Origin of the sequence: Synechococcus sp. W55.2 (assembly GCF_047461635.1) — a bacterium.
Lineage (GTDB): Bacteria > Cyanobacteriota > Cyanobacteriia > Thermostichales > Thermostichaceae > Thermostichus.
In genome coordinates, this window is record NZ_JANSHM010000009.1 from 25,089 (window position 1) to 39,840 (window position 14,752).

The window sequence follows — 14,752 nt, forward strand, 5'->3', positions numbered from 1 at the left end:
TCTCTACTTTCTCTGCTAGATGCTTAAGGTTTCCGAGGGATGCTCGAAGTAGGCATGATTTTCATAAGGCTTGTTTTGCTAGTGTAGAAGGTGTCATGTATTTTGCTTTTTAGAGGTTGATAATGATCTTGTGTATTGGCGATGTTCTTAGTTTAGCAGAATTGCAACAGATTCTGTCCCTCATAGCCGATGCTGAATTTGTGGATGGTGCTCTGACGGCAGGCTGGAATGCCAGGCTTGTCAAAAACAATAGGCAAATGCCAAAGGGATCCCTTCAGCAACGGAAGATAGAGGAGATTATCTTGGCAGCTCTAGAGCGTAATTTGTTGTTCCAGATGGCTGCCCGGCCCAAGCTCATTCATTCCATTTTAATTAGCTGCTACGAAGCGGGAATGTCCTATGGCACTCATACCGACGATGCGCTGATGCTCGATCGGCATCAGCTGATGCGCACGGATATTTCCTTTACGCTATTTCTAAGTGCCCCTGAAGACTATGATGGCGGTGAGCTGAAGATCGAGAGTAGCGAGGGGGAGCAAGCCTACAAGCTGCCGGCGGGTGCTTTGATCCTCTATCCTGCTTCCACCTTGCACCGAGTTGAGCCTGTAACCCGTGGGATCCGCTATGCTGCCGTCAGTTGGGTTCAAAGCCTAATTAGGGATCCGCAAGAACGCGAGATCCTCTTTGATTTACAGACTGTGCGGCAGCAGATGTTTCAGGAATCGGGCAAGACACGCCACTTTGATTTGATCTCCAAAGTTTACGCGAACCTGCTGCGGAAATGGGCAGAGCTCTAGAGGGATCGAAGAAAATAGAGCAGGGCTTCTCTGTCTTCAGCAGCCATATTTTTAAAGATCTCGCGGGAGCGTTCAGCTTCTCCCCCATGCCAGAGAATGGCCTCCTCGAGGCTGCGGGCGCGGCCATCGTGCAAATAGCCGGAGGAGGGCAGAACTGTCTGCGACAAGCCGATGCCCCACAAAGGGGGGGTGCGCCATTCTCGGCCCGTGGCCTCGAAGTCAGCGCGGCCATCTGCTAGTCCTTCGCCCATGTCATGCAACAGCAAATCGGTGTAGGGGTGGATGACTTGGTTGGCCAGGGCAGGGATCTCATGAATGCCGGTTTGTAGCTCTGGTCGGTGACACTTGGCGCATTGGGCTTGGACGAAGAGCTTTTCCCCTCGCTGAACTTGGGGATCCTGCCAAAGGGCGCGGCCAGGAACTGCCAGGGTTTGCACGTAAACGGTTGTTGCTTTGAGAGTGGCCTCGTCAATGTCTTGGCCGCCATCCCCGGCAGGAAAGAGAGGATTCGTAACACCCATATCGTTGGCGTAGGCAGCAGCAGTTTGTTGCCTGAGGTTGGGGGCATTGGCTTTCCAACCAAACCGTCCCAGCACCAAGCGCTGCTGCTCTTGATCCCAGACGTAGTTGGGGCGGCCAGAGATGCCATCTCCATCTGCATCGTCAGGATCAGCTGCTGCTAGGATCTCAGACTCAGGAACTGCCTCCAGTAGGCCAGCTCCAAACACCGGCTGAGGGACCCGCAGGGAGATGAGGACAGGATCAATGGGCGCTCCCTCCAGAGTTAGCAGCTTCACAACAGGGGAACGAAGCCTGTAGGGGGTTCCATCGGCGTACTGTCCGGCCTGTTCCACCCACTGCAACTCCACCTTGGCCTCTGGCCGATAGCCCCGAACGGCCTTTTCTTGAACTTGCGTGCCGATGCCGGGCACAGGAAGGGTATTGCTGTAAGGAGCAATGGCTTCCCATCCAGAGGGTTTGGGAGCAGCAACCGTATCCACCTGAGAGAGGCTAGCTTGGCTGACCCTAACCACCCGCTGTCCTTTCTCAGATTGACCACGGCCATTTTTGACATGGCAGCCGGCACAAGAGTTGTTGTTGAACAAAGGCCCCAAGCCGGGGTTAACGGGTGCTGGAGCCGTTACGAAGCTGGCCTCAAAGGCAATGTCCCCCAGAGCATGCAGCCTGGCCCAGCGAGGATCCAAGTTAGGAGCCGGTTGCTCGTAGGCTGTTGAGGTGCGGTTCCAAAGGGTTGTTTCCCCACCCGCTCGAGGGGGCAATGGCTGGGATCCAGTCTGGAGAGCCAAAACACTCCCCACCCAAAAGGATCCCACCACCAGCATCAGGATCTGTAAGATACGATGCATAGGCTATGGGCATCCGGCTAGCGTTTGTGAGATCTACTGCTGCAAGAGAGGCACAACTCCCTGAGAAAAGCCGTCGAAGGCGCGCTGGATTTGCTCCATAGCAGCGGTGATGGAGCTGCGAGCATTGGCATCACAAAGGCTTTTTTCCATAGGAGCAGGGATCCCTTGTAAGGCCGCCGCCACCTCTTGGAATTGCAATTGAATTTGGTCATCCAAAACTGGATCAATGCCGCGGACAAATTGGCTGAGCCCGCGCCCTTGTCTCCCCCTAAACCCTCCCAAGTAGGCATATTGAACACTGCGCACATTGGCCTGAAACTCGGGTAGGGAATGGTGGGCAAAGCGACTTTCCAAGAGAAAAGGATTTTGCCGGGCAAAGGCTTCGCCAATTTTGACGTTGCCCAGCTCGTCTAGCATGCCGAGAATACCTTGGGCTATTTCTTCAGCAGCAGCCTGCAGCGTGAGATAGCTATTGCTGCCCTCGCCTGCCCTCACCCATTCTTCGCGAAAGGGAGGTAATCCCTCCACCCCCTCTGTCCAGGCTTTGAGCAATTTTTCCGCCGTATCCGCTAAAACCGAACTAACAGCAGCTAAATATTCCCGATCCCGCTCTGTAAAGTCCTCCAGGGACTTGTCGTTATTGACCCCGAAAAGCAAGAAAGCAACGGCATGAAATCCCTTTTGCCCACTCTCTAAGTCCGCCACCATCCCCGGGGCGAGAGGATCCCCACTTTCTAGAACTTCCAGCACCTCCACCTCATTCAGGGGCCATTCGTCCAAGTTCGCATCTAGCCCCAAAGAGGCCGCCGGGCCGAAGGCAAAAGCTTCGCTCTCCTCCCAAGTGATGCGAGCAACAGACCAAGCTTGGCGAGCCGCCTCTAAAGTCCGCGGATTAGGATCTTTGACAAAGGCCTGGATGGCTTGCGACAGCGCTTGGGTATCGGCTGCCAACTGCTCGTAGGCAGGGATCACCACCTGATCCGCAAAGTCAACGAGGATTTGGCGATCTTGAAACTGCTGTTCGGGAGCGAGCACTACCGCTGGCCGGGTGGAGCCTAAGCCCAGAGAACCTCCCCCTTCCTCTCCTCCCTCCCCACCCCCTTCCACAGGGATGGGCCGGCACTCCGGATTCGTCGAAGCCACGCTCAGAACTGGCGGATCGCCTCCAGTGCTCCCAGTAGAAGGCTCCCTTCGAGTTTCCCCACACGCAGCCCCGCTCACCAAAATGTAAAGTCCTATACCTGTCCAAAGCTTGAGATGCCCCGACATATGCACTGACTCCTTTCCTCCCAGCCCTGTCTGGCTTGGCTGAATGATGCCCCATTGTAATCCAGTTGTTGAGACTTAGTCTTAAGAAAATCAAGATTTTTTGTAATTGCTTACAATTTGCTCTTTCCCCCAACTGGTTCCCTAGAGGGGAGCCCTTGGGACTTTTTGCCATCGTTTCTGGTTGTTAATAAAAATTAACTTCTTGAACTTGATAGTTTTTCTCAATAAGTTTAGAGTATATCAGGGATCGCTATTGAGATTTAATATCAATAGTGGTCGCGTGTCTCGAAAGGATGTGTCCAGGAGGCCAGGGCCGGGCTTGAGGCGAGGTCTCTGGCCTTTTTCTGGAAGGAACTCGGGAAGTCAGGAGAGACGGATATGACAGCGACGACATCAGCGCAAGAAGGCCAATCTAACTTGCAAAAGCAGATCCCCTGGTGGGCGGGCAACGCCCGTTTGACCGATCTTTCTGGCCGACTGTTGGGGGCCCACGTGGCCCATGCCGGGCTCATCGTTCTCTGGGCCGGTATCATGACCCTATTCGAGTTGGCCAATTTTGACCCGACCCAGCCGATGTACGAGCAGGGGCTAATCCTGTTGCCCCACTTGGCCAGCTTGGGGCTGGGAGTGGGATCCGGCGGGGAAATTCTGGATACCGGTATCTACTTTGCGGTGGGGGCCGTACATCTGATTAGCTCTGCTTTTTTGGGGTTTGGCGGTATTTTTCATGCCCTGCGGGGGCCGGCGGTGCTGGAGGCCAAAGCCTTCCCCCTGTTTAGCTATGACTGGCAGGACAAAAACAAGATGACCACCATCCTAGGGATCCACCTGGTGCTGCTGGGACTGGGGGCATGGCTGCTGGTGCTTAAGGCAACAGTGTTTGGCGGATTGTTTGACCCTGGGGTGGGAGAGGTGCGCACCATCCTTCCCAATTGGAATCCGTTTGGGCACCTGTTGGGCGCGGAAGGACGCCATTGGATAGCAGGGGTGGACACTTTGGAAGACGTGGTGGGCGGCCACCTCTGGCTGGGCTTGCTCTTGGTGGCGGGGGGCATTTGGCATATCGTGACCAAGCCTTTTGGCTGGGCAGAGCGAATTTTTGTCTGGTCGGGAGAGGCTTATCTTTCCTACAGCCTGGGAGCTTTGGCCTTGATGGGGTTTATTGCTGCCTATTTTGTTGCGGTTAACCCAGTGGTTTATCCCGAAGTTTTCTATGGGCCGCTGCTTCAGGTGGGCTTGGATCGCTATCCCTTTTTTGAGCAAGGAGAGGCTCTCACGTCTAGGGTTTGGCTGGCCAATGCCCACTTTTGGCTGGCCTTTTTCTTCCTTCAGGGCCACCTTTTCCATGCCCTGAAAGCCCGAGGATTCAATTTCCGTACCGGCAGAGTAGAGCTCGCTGCACAGCAGGCCTAACGGCACGCTGAAGGCATTGACTATCTAGCCATCTGATTTTGAGCTTCGCAGTTGCAGTTTCGAGGTAGGAGCAATGGCAAAAATAGGTCTATTTTTCGGCACTCAAACCGGAAATACCGAAAGAGCTGCCGAGATGATTCAAAAAGAGCTGGGCGAAGACAATGTAGATTTAATTGACATTGCCGAGGCCAGCATTGAGGACTTTGAGAAGTACGACTACTTAATCATCGGCTGTCCAACTTGGAATATTGGGGAGCTTCAGGCTGATTGGGATGGTTTTTTCCCAAATTTGGATGAGATCGATTTTTCCGGTAAGACGGTAGCCTACTTTGGAGTTGGGGATCAGTTGGGCTATCCCGACAACTTTCAAGATGCCATGGGGATCCTGGCCAAAAAAATTGCCGAGCGTGGCGGCAAAAATGTCGGCTCCTGGCCTACAGAAGGCTACGAGTTCAACGAGTCTAAGGGAGTGGTTGACGGTGAGTTTGTCGGCCTTGCTCTGGACGAAGATAACCAACCAGAGCTGACGGAAAAACGAATTAAAGAGTGGACGGCTAAACTAAAAACGCTCTTCAATCTGTAATTCAAACCCGGCTTCTTAACTTGTCATTGATACTGTGGGAGTTTGTCATGACCGGCGCAGTTCTATCTTCATCGCCTACTTCTGCTGAGGGATCCCCTCAGGTCAGTTGGTTGGCAGGGAATGCTCGTTTGCTCAACCTATCCGGAAAGCTGCTGGGGGCCCACGTGGCCCATGCGGGGCTGATCATGCTGTGGGCCGGCGGCATGACCTTGTTCGAGGTGGCCCACTGGGATCCAAATCAACCTATGTACAGCCAGGGGCTGATTTTGTTGCCCCATCTGGCCAGCTTGGGCATCGGCGTCAACGCAGAAGGGGTGGTTACGGATCCCTATCCCTTTTTTGTCGTGGGCGTTCTGCACCTAATTGCCTCGGCAGTGCTGGGGGCAGGAGGGATCTTCCATGCCCTTTTGGGACCAGAGGTGCTGAGCAAGGGGAAAACCTTTGCCGAGTTTTTCGGCTACGACTGGGAAGATGACGACAAGATGACCACCATCCTCGGCATCCACCTGCTGCTGCTGGGGCTGGGTGCATGGCTGCTGGTGGCCAAGGCTCTCTTTTGGGGAGGGCTGTACGATGCCAACCTGGGCCGCGTGCGGATCGTTGCGGATCCCACCCTCAATCCGCTGCGGATCTTCGCCTACTTGACGCCGCTGATGGGTCAGCAGGGCATGGCCGCCGTGGACAACCTGGAAGACCTGGTGGGGGGACACATCTATGTGGGCCTGCTCTGCGTGCTGGGGGGATGGTGGCACATAGCCACGCGCCCCTTTGCCTGGGCCAAGCAAGTCTTGATCTACTCGGGCGAAGCCTACCTCTCCTACAGCCTGGGGGCCCTGGCTTACATGGGCATCTTGGCGGCCTATTTTGTCAGCGTCAATGAGATCGCCTACCCTGCGGCTTTTTACGGGCCGCTGGGGCTGGCCGCTGACGAAAGGGGAATTGTAAGCAGCCGTACCTGGTTGGCTACAGCCCACTTTGTCTTGGGGATCCTGTTTTTGGCGGGGCACATCTGGCATGCCATCCGGGCGCGGGCGGCGGCCAGCGGCTTTGACTTCCAGCGCGGGGGCTGGGTGCGAGCCACAGATCCCCAGGTGGGCAACTTGGACACGCCGGTAAACCAGGGCGATCTCACCCTGCTGCTGCTGCAAAACCTGCCCATCTACCGGGAGGGCTTGTCGCCTTTCCTGCGCGGTTTGGAGATCGGCATGGCCCATGGGTACTTCCTGGTGGGGCCGTTTTACAAGTTGAGTCCGCTGCGGAATTCGGAGCAAGCCCTGACGGCAGGTACGCTGGCGGCCATTGGTCTGGTGCTGATCCTAACGGTTTGTCTTTCGATCTATGGACGAGTCTCTTTTCCGCGCTCGCGGCTGGTGGCGGTGGTGAACACCCCCTATGGAGAGGTGGCCTATCCGACGCCGGGAGTGCAACTGATGGCGGAATCGCAGGGATCCCCTCAGCCGGTGCGAGTACCGGCAGGATCGGAGGACTTGCCCGAAAACTTGCGCACCCGTGCCGGCTGGAGCCAGTTGGCGGGAGGGTTTCTGGTGGGCGGCGTTGGCGGTGCCCTGTTTGCCTACATGCTCCTGAACAGTGCGGACGTGTTGGCCCAGATTTTGCCTGGGCTGTGAATGAGGTTTGAGGCTCCCTGGTTCGGGGATCTGCAGAAAGGAGAGGGGTATTGTCCCCTCTCCTCTATCCAGATCGGCTCGGATCCTTTGGGCCGCATTTTCCAATGGCAATTGCACTGTTCACAATTGCATGGTTCAACCGCACTTTGCCGGTTGGTTTCTGGCTACTGGACTTTGTAGATCTTTTGTTTGGCTAGCAGCCTTGATGGTTTTAACAGTCGAGATGGAATAGCGAATATGAGTTTAAGCTCCGCTTCTGCGCTCGCTTTTGAGGCCCTGTATCTGGGCATTTCTCCCAGTCTCAAGCTCTTTGATCAGCCTTTATTAGGATCCCTGGGGAAATGCTTTCGGATAGCCTACTGGGAGTACCACCAAACCCAGGATGAGCCTTGTAGCCTGGAGACTGTAATCACGCTGCTATACGAATATCTCAAAGCTTGGGATCGACCCGTTCATCTTATCGGCCACGGCTTGAGCGGGGTGGCCGCTTATCTTTTTGCCTGCCGTTACCCACAGCGGTTACAGTCTCTGACCTTGCTGGCCGTGGGAGGTTGGCCTGCTACCACTTGGCATGCCCATTTCTATGTGCAGCGAAAAATCTTTTGCTGGAGTCGGGAACAACTCTTGGTGCGTATAGCCCAGAGCCTTCTACCTACTTCAGAACAGTGGCGAGCACGCTCACTCTCCTATGCTCTGGCTAAAGATTTGGATACTTCTCCCATACCTCACTCCCTATTTCAGGTGATAGCGATTCCAGCCCAGAAAGTGTCGGTGCCGATGTTGGTTTGCGCCAGCAAGGATGACCCCATTGTGGATCCTGCTTCGCTCGAGAAGTGGAGAAACCACCTAAAGCCAGGGGATCAAATGTGGTTTTGCCCTGAGGGGCGACACTTTTTTCATTATTCTTTTCCAAGTTTGGTCAATCTGAAAATAATGGATTTTTGGCAGGAATTGAGTAAACTTCAGCCCAGCATGGCTTAGGGCGGCTGGACTTTCGCGGGATGATAGAATGGCTACTCATCCAAACAGCAGAGGAGCTCCGTTTGCAGCTAGGGCGAAGCAGCCCAGGTGGAGCCCCTGACAACAGGAAAACGGGCAGGGGTGGAATGAGGCCATTGAGCTCCCGGTAAAATTGATAGAATAGGGCAAGCCCCCAACTTGGATAGGGAATGGGCTTGACCGCGGAATCCGCGACTATGTTCGACAAGCTGCTCTTTCCCATCGACAACTCGCGTGAGACCAGCCACGCCTTGCCCTTGGTGGCAGACATAGCGCAGCGCTACAAAAGTCAGGTGTACTTGCTCTCTGTACTGGATGCCGCGGAGCTGGACGCGGAGAGGGCGGAACAAGCTCGGCAAAACATCCACAACCTGCTCAAGCAAACGGAGTCTGGCCTGCATCAAATCGGCCTCAACAGCGTCAAGAGTGAGTATCGAGAGGGAAAGGTGCCTTTTGTCATCTGTGATGTGGCAGACGAGCTGGAGATTAGCCTAATTGTAATGGGATCCCGCGGCCTCACCCTCTCCGGAGAGGGGCAGAATAACTCTGTCAGCCACCGCGTGATCGATCTTGCCCCCTGCCCGGTGTTGGTCGTGCCCTGAGGAGAGGGATCCCATTGACTGCTTGTTTCCCGTACTGCTCAGCCACAGCCTCTGGCCGTTCCTGGAACGCACTACGCGCCCACCAGTAGCAAGCGCACCGTCTTGGCATGTAGCTGGCGCTGCTTTCTGACCGCTATCTTGGAGGTCTGAAACTTGAGCAGCAAGACAATAAACCAAGACAATAAACAATGTCAAATAATGTCAAAGAAAATGTCAAAGAATAAATAAATGTCAAAGTTGTCCACCCAGAACCTGGCCGCCTTGGCGCTCATCCCGCAAGTCTTGAATGGGCCAACGCAAACAATGACTGCCACTTTCTGGTTTGGTACGGGACTGCCTTCGCCCAATCTGGTAGAGAAGGCAAGATGTGGTGAGTAGCTACTTGCATCCAGGTGGACGCTCGCCTTCTAAAGACTTCAGAAAATCTAGGGTGCGGTTATAAACAAACCGAGCTGTTCCCAACCACTGCTGCAGCGTCTGTCGCTGTTGTGCTGTCGGATACATCTCGTCCCCCAATCTTTTTGCCGGCGCCGGAGATGGAAACTTGCCGGTTGTCTCACCGCCATTTGGAATGGTCAACTGCAAGCCCAAAATCTGGGGGCGCGCAGGGAGGCCGAGACCTCCCTGCTTGTATACTTCTCTTGCGGCTGAGCTGAGCTCGAGGCCAAGCATGATCCCACCGCAAACTGCTATTCCCCAAGGGGCTGAGATCCTCTGCATCGGCACAGAATTGCTTTTGGGAGAGATCACCAATACCAATGCCCAGTACTTGGCAGCCGAGTTGGCGCAACTGGGGATCCCCCACTATTACCAAACGGTGGTGGGGGATAACGAGGCCCGCATTCACCACGCGCTGGAGGTGGCCTGTGGTCGTTCCAGCTTGATTCTGATCACCGGGGGTTTGGGGCCGACGCCGGACGATCTCACCCATGAGGCGCTGGCTTCCTTTTTTGGGGCGGAGATGGTGGAGCACCCCCAAGTGTGGGAAGAGATCCTGCAAAAGTACGGGCAGCGGGGCCTTGTGCCCTCGCCGAGCAATCGCAAGCAGGCTTTTCTGCCCCGGGGAGCGAGGGTGTTGCCCAACCCGCTTGGCAGCGCCTGTGGCCTCATCTGGCAGCCCCGGCCCGACCTGCACATTCTCACCTTCCCTGGGGTGCCGCGGGAGATGCAACACATGTGGCGGGAGACCGCCGTGCCTTATCTGCGCTCCATCGGCTGGGGAAAAGAGGTGTTCTACAGCCGGGTACTGCGCTATTGGGGCATTCCCGAATCGACGCTGGCCGAACGGCTGGGATCCCTGTTGGCGGGGGAAAACCCTACGGTGGCTCCCTACGCCAGCCAGGGGGAGGTACGCCTGCGGGTTACCGGACGTGCTCCCAGTCGTGAAGAGGCCCAAGCCTTGATCGCCCCGGTGGTGGAGCAGATTTTACAGATTTCTGGAGAAGACTACTTCGGCAGCGATGACGCCACCTTGGCTGGTGTGGTGGGGGAGCTGTTGCTGCAGCGGGGTCAAACTCTGGCGGTGGCAGAATCCTGCACCGGCGGGCTGCTGGGGCAGTTGGTGACCGGGATCCCGGGCAGCTCCCGCTATTTTGTGGGGGGGATCGTGGCCTACGACAACCGCATCAAGGAGCAGCTTTTGGGGGTGAAGCCGGAAACCCTACGGCAGCAAGGGGCTGTCAGCGAGGCGGTGGCCGCCCAAATGGCTCTTGGGGCCAAGCAAGTCCTGGGCTCCGACTGGGCCTTGAGCATTACCGGCATTGCCGGGCCGGATGGGGGGACACCCACCAAGCCGGTTGGCCTTGTGTATCTGGGTTTGGCGGATCCGCAAGGGAAGGTGGAAGTACACGAGTACCGGTTTGGCAGCCTGCGCGGCAGAGAGGGGGTGCGTTGGTGGAGCGCCCAGACGGCTCTGGATCGCTTGCGGCGGCGCTTGCTCTGCTACCCCCTTTAGGGGGGATCCAGTCTCTCGGGGTTGGATCCCTGAGTAAGCTGGGGGAGCAGATGGATCCAACCGATCTCCAGAAGCAGACCCTACCAGGCAAGGAGCAAGCCGATGATCCCCGATGCCGTCCAGGCGGGCAAGGAAGCCCTGCGGCAGGGCCGCCTTCAAGAGGCCATCCAACTTTTTGAAGGCTACCTGGCCCAATCCCGTCAGCAGGACAAAGCATTAGGGATCCCGGCAGACTCATCTGACGGCGAAGCCCTGGAAGCCCAAATGAACCTGGTGCGGGCCTACCACCAGTTGGGCCAGACGGAGAAGGCACGGTCCCTCTGCCTAGAGCTGCTGCAACACCCCAACCCCCAGGCGCAAGGCTGGGCCAAGAAGATCTTGCTTCGCCTGCCTACTGCAACAGAGTTCCTGGCTGCTCCGTCCGCCAAACCTGTCGAACCGCGTTCTGCTCCCCCAGAGGAGCCGTCTCCTGGAGCGGGATCCCTGTCCACCCGTCAACGGGCCGCCCAACTGGGTATGAAGATCCCCCTGCCGGAGCGGGCCGGCCCCCTGCATTGGGCCAAGTGGGGATCCCTGGGGGTGGGCATTGTCTTCCTTTGGTGGCTGAGCTTTGTGTTGGTAGGCAGCCATCTGGATTTTGGCCGGCTGAGTTTTCCGCGGCAGCTTTGGTTTTTGCAGGGGTTGCTGCCCTGGCTGCGCAATGGCCTGCGGTGGTTGGTGGCCGGCAGCCTGGCGGTCAACTTTGGAGTAGGCCTTCTCTTTTTTGCCCCCTGGCTGATGGATCAGCTCCACCAACGGCTGCACAAGTTGCGTTGGGCCAGGCTTGGCGAAATCGAACGCCACAGCCCCGAAACGGCGCGCCTGCTGCAGCGCATCTGTGCCCAAAACCAGCTAAAACAGCCCCGACTGGGGGTGATCCCGGATGCTGGTCCGCTGGCCTTTGTTTACGGCACTTTTTCTGATGGCTGCCGCATTGTGGTCACCCAAGCCCTGTTGCAGGAGCTTTCTGAGGATGAGATTGCCGCCGTCTACGCCCAGGCCCTGGGGCGAATTGTTAATGGAGATATCCTGGTCATGACCCTGCTGGGATCCCCGATTCAACTGGTTTACCTGGCCCTAGAGCAGGTGAGCCAACTGGGAAGCAAACGGCGGGATCTCATCGGGCATGTGGCCCCGCTGCTCTACCTCATCTACACGGTGCTCTCCTACCCGCTGTTTTTCCTCTCCCGCCTGGGCACCTACCATGCCGACCATTTTGCTGTAGAGGCGACTGGCAACCCGAACGGGCTGATTGCTGCTCTGCTCAAATCGGCTGCTGGCCTGCAGGAGGCCCACAAAAACGACCGCCGACCTTCCTCGCTGTTGCACTGCACCCGCCTGTTCAGCTTTTTGGACTTCAAAACCATCGCCGCTGCCAGTGCTGCCGCCCGCCTCCAGGATCCCTCCCAAGCTGGCCAAGTCTTTCTTTGGGATCAAATCAACCCTTGGGCCCGCTGGATGCAGGTCAATTCCAGCCATCCGCTGCCGGGGCACCGCTTCAAGGTCTTGGCGGGATATGGAGAGCGGCTGCGCCTCCTGCCGGAGCTGAGCCTGGGATCCGGGTCCAAATTGGATGTGGCCCGCCTGCAAAGCCGGTTTTGGCTGGATCTGGCCATCTACGCAGCCGAAGTGGTCGGGATCCTCATTGGCTGGCTGGTGGGGCTGATCCTCTACCTGCTGCTGCAAAACCGTCTCGATCCCAAGGTGATCGCGGCAGCAGCGGTGGTGGGCTACGGGGTGGGCTTGTGGGCCAAAGCGGGGTTGATGTACGGGGGATCCCTGCCGGCAAGGCCGACGGATGTGCTCAGCTTGCTGGCGGATCCCGACGCGGATCCCTGCCGCGGACAATGGGTGGAGCTGGAGGGGGAGTTGGTGGGACTGGGCCCCTCCGGCTATCAACTGGGGGCAGAGCTGAAGCTGCAAGATGCCACAGGGCTGATCCCGGTGCGCTTCACCTCCCTTCTGGGCCCGGTGGGCAATGTCTTTTCCGGCCTGAAGCGGATCCGCGCCCTGGTGGGCCGGCGCGTCAAAGTGGTGGGCTGGTTCCGCCGCGGCAATACTGCTTGGGTGGATCTGGCCTACGTCCAGGTGGGATCCAATAAGCTGCACAGCCGACCGCGCCTTTGGCTGGTTGTGTTCGGCTTGGGAGTCATCCTGCTGGGGATTTGGGGGGCGTTCTATTTCCCCAACTTGGCCTCTTACCTGCGGCGGTGGTGAGCCAGGCTCTCTTCCAGTTGGCTGAGAAAACTAGCGGCGAGAGGGCGTTAACTGTGCCTTGCGCAGGCGCACCGACTGGGGCGTGATCTCCACCAGCTCATCCTCGCCGATGTATTCCAAAGCCCGCTCCAGGGTCATCTCCACCGGCGCTTGCAAGTGCACCAGCTCCTCCCCGCCCGCAGCCCGGTGGTTGGTCAGTTGCTTGGTCTTGCAGACGTTCAGCTCCAAGTCTTGGGGACGGTTGTGCTCGCCCACGATCATGCCCTTGTAAACGCGGGTACCTGGCGTAATAAAGAATACACCTCGATCTTCCGCATTCTTGAGGGCATAGGTAGTGGCCACCCCTTCTTCAAAAGCAATCAGCACCCCGTTGCGGCGCATTTCCATCTCAGAGGTCAGGGGACGGTATTCCAAAAAGCTGTGGCTCATGATCCCCTCGCCGCGGGTGATGCGGATAAACTCCCCCCGAAAGCCGATCAGCCCTCGCGCCGGAATGACAAACTCCAGCTGAGCCCGACCATCGGATCCCACCATCATGTTCTGCATTTCTCCCCGCCGTTGCCCCAGCCGCTCGATGCAGGCCCCCACCGTCGCTTCCGGCACATCCAGCACCAAACACTCATAGGGCTCATAGGGCTGGCCGTTGACCTCGCGGAAAATCACCTTCGGTTGCCCCACCTGAAACTCATAGCCTTCCCGCCGCATGGTTTCTAGCAGGATGCCCAGGTGCAGCTCGCCTCGCCCCGACACCAAAAAGCGATCCGGCGAATCGGTTTCTTCCACCCGCAGCGCCACGTTGGTTTCCAACTCCCGCATCAGGCGCTCCCGCAACTGTCGCGAAGTTACAAAAGTACCCTCTTGCCCGGCGAAGGGGGAGTCGTTGACGCAGATCATCACCTGCAATGTGGGCTCGTCCACTTTGATGAGCGGCAGAGCCTGGGGATTTTCGGGAGAGGTGAGGGTATGGCCGATGTTGGCCTCGGCAAACCCCGCCACAGCAACAATGTGGCCGGCGGTAGCTTCCGTCAGCTCGATGCGCTGCAGGCCCTGAAAGCCGAACAGCTTGGTTACTTTGCCCTTGGCAATGGATCCATCCTCTTTCACCACTGCCAATGGATCCCCCAGGCGGATGGTGCCGTTGTGGATCTTGCCGATCACAATCCGGCCCAGGTATTCCGAATACTCCAGCGTGGTGACCTGCAGCTGCAGGGGCTTGCCGGGATCCCCAATGGGAGGTGGGACATGCTTGAGAATGGCCTCGAAAAGAGGCTTCATATCCAGGGATCCGCTGTACTTCCCTTCCAGAAAGTCTTTGAGATGGGCTTCTTCCAGGGCAAAGCCGCGCAACCCAGAGGCAAATAGATAGGGGAAGTCGCACTGGTCTTCGTCTGCCCCCAGCTCCAAGAACAAATCCAGCACCTTGTCGACGGCTTTGTAGGGCTCGGCGCGAGGCCGATCAATCTTGTTGACCACCACAATTGGGCGCAGGCCCTTCTCCAAGGCTTTGCGCAGCACAAAGCGGGTTTGCGGCATCGGGCCTTCGTTGGCATCCACGATCAACAGGCAGCCCTCCACCATCCCCAGCACCCGCTCCACCTCGCCCCCGAAATCGGCGTGGCCAGGGGTGTCGACGATGTTGATCAAGGTTTCGCCGTAGCGGACGGCTGTGTTTTTGGCCAAGATGGTGATGCCCCGCTCCCGCTCCAGCGTGTTGCAGTCCATCACACAGGTGGGAATGTCTTCCCCCTCCCGAAAGATGCCCGCCTGGCGTAACAGGGCATCCACGAGGGTGGTTTTGCCATGGTCAACATGGGCAATGATGGCGACGTTGCGGATGGGGAGTGACATAGATAATCAGCCAGAGGAACATTGCCCTATAGGCAG

At 57.3% G+C, this 14,752-nt stretch carries 12 protein-coding genes; 8 read left to right on the forward strand and 4 right to left on the reverse strand.

Annotation, left to right across the window (positions count from 1 at the left end):
* Window positions 1–122: 122 nt before the first annotated feature.
* The gene (locus NW828_RS03535; protein ID WP_011431398.1) at window positions 123–797 is read left to right on the forward strand and encodes a Fe2+-dependent dioxygenase; all 675 of its coding nucleotides are present in this window, start codon (window positions 123–125) and stop codon (window positions 795–797) included.
* Here NW828_RS03535 and NW828_RS03540 read toward each other — a convergent pair.
* The gene (locus NW828_RS03540) at window positions 794–2,164 is read right to left on the reverse strand and encodes a di-heme oxidoredictase family protein (protein ID WP_414381555.1); all 1,371 of its coding nucleotides are present in this window, start codon (window positions 2,162–2,164) and stop codon (window positions 794–796) included. The genes NW828_RS03535 and NW828_RS03540 overlap by 4 nt on opposite strands.
* Before the next feature lie 33 nt (window positions 2,165–2,197).
* On the reverse strand, window positions 2,198–3,307 hold the full coding sequence (locus NW828_RS03545; RefSeq protein WP_414381558.1) for an imelysin family protein: 1,110 nt from the start codon (window positions 3,305–3,307) through the stop codon (window positions 2,198–2,200).
* 504 nt (window positions 3,308–3,811) lie between these two features.
* Between NW828_RS03545 and NW828_RS03550 the strand changes: the two genes are divergently transcribed.
* From NW828_RS03550 to NW828_RS03570, 5 genes are all read left to right on the forward strand, one after another.
* A complete protein-coding gene (locus NW828_RS03550; protein ID WP_414381561.1) occupies window positions 3,812–4,846 on the forward strand; it encodes a chlorophyll a/b binding light-harvesting protein in 1,035 nt (344 codons plus the stop codon).
* 73 nt (window positions 4,847–4,919) lie between these two features.
* The gene (gene fldA / locus NW828_RS03555; RefSeq protein ID WP_414381563.1) at window positions 4,920–5,429 is read left to right on the forward strand and encodes a flavodoxin FldA; all 510 of its coding nucleotides are present in this window, start codon (window positions 4,920–4,922) and stop codon (window positions 5,427–5,429) included.
* 47 nt (window positions 5,430–5,476) lie between these two features.
* On the forward strand, window positions 5,477–7,057 hold the full coding sequence (locus NW828_RS03560) for a chlorophyll a/b binding light-harvesting protein (protein WP_414374509.1): 1,581 nt from the start codon (window positions 5,477–5,479) through the stop codon (window positions 7,055–7,057).
* Window positions 7,058–7,294: 237 nt separating this feature from the next.
* Window positions 7,295–8,038 carry an alpha/beta fold hydrolase gene (locus NW828_RS03565; protein WP_414381566.1) on the forward strand — a complete coding sequence of 248 codons (744 nt, stop codon included), beginning with the start codon at window positions 7,295–7,297 and terminating at the stop codon, window positions 8,036–8,038.
* A gap of 194 nt (window positions 8,039–8,232) precedes the next feature.
* Window positions 8,233–8,658, forward strand: coding sequence for a universal stress protein (locus NW828_RS03570; protein WP_414374511.1), 426 nt, complete (start codon window positions 8,233–8,235; stop codon window positions 8,656–8,658).
* Window positions 8,659–9,036: 378 nt separating this feature from the next.
* Here the strand turns inward: NW828_RS03570 and NW828_RS03575 are convergent, their stop codons facing one another.
* The gene (locus tag NW828_RS03575) at window positions 9,037–9,378 is read right to left on the reverse strand and encodes a helix-turn-helix domain-containing protein (protein ID WP_414381612.1); all 342 of its coding nucleotides are present in this window, start codon (window positions 9,376–9,378) and stop codon (window positions 9,037–9,039) included.
* Here NW828_RS03575 and NW828_RS03580 point away from each other — a divergent pair.
* Window positions 9,329–10,612, forward strand: coding sequence for a competence/damage-inducible protein A (locus tag NW828_RS03580; RefSeq protein WP_414381569.1), 1,284 nt, complete (start codon window positions 9,329–9,331; stop codon window positions 10,610–10,612). The genes NW828_RS03575 and NW828_RS03580 overlap by 50 nt on opposite strands.
* A gap of 102 nt (window positions 10,613–10,714) precedes the next feature.
* Entirely contained in the window at window positions 10,715–12,868 is a 2,154-nt protein-coding gene (locus NW828_RS03585; protein ID WP_414381572.1) for a M48 family metalloprotease, read from the forward strand.
* Between the two features lie 30 nt (window positions 12,869–12,898).
* On the opposite strand, the gene typA is transcribed toward NW828_RS03585, so the two are convergent.
* Window positions 12,899–14,716: a translational GTPase TypA gene (gene typA / locus NW828_RS03590; protein ID WP_414381575.1), complete on the reverse strand. Its 1,818-nt coding sequence runs from the start codon at window positions 14,714–14,716 to the stop codon at window positions 12,899–12,901.
* Window positions 14,717–14,752: the final 36 nt, after the last annotated feature.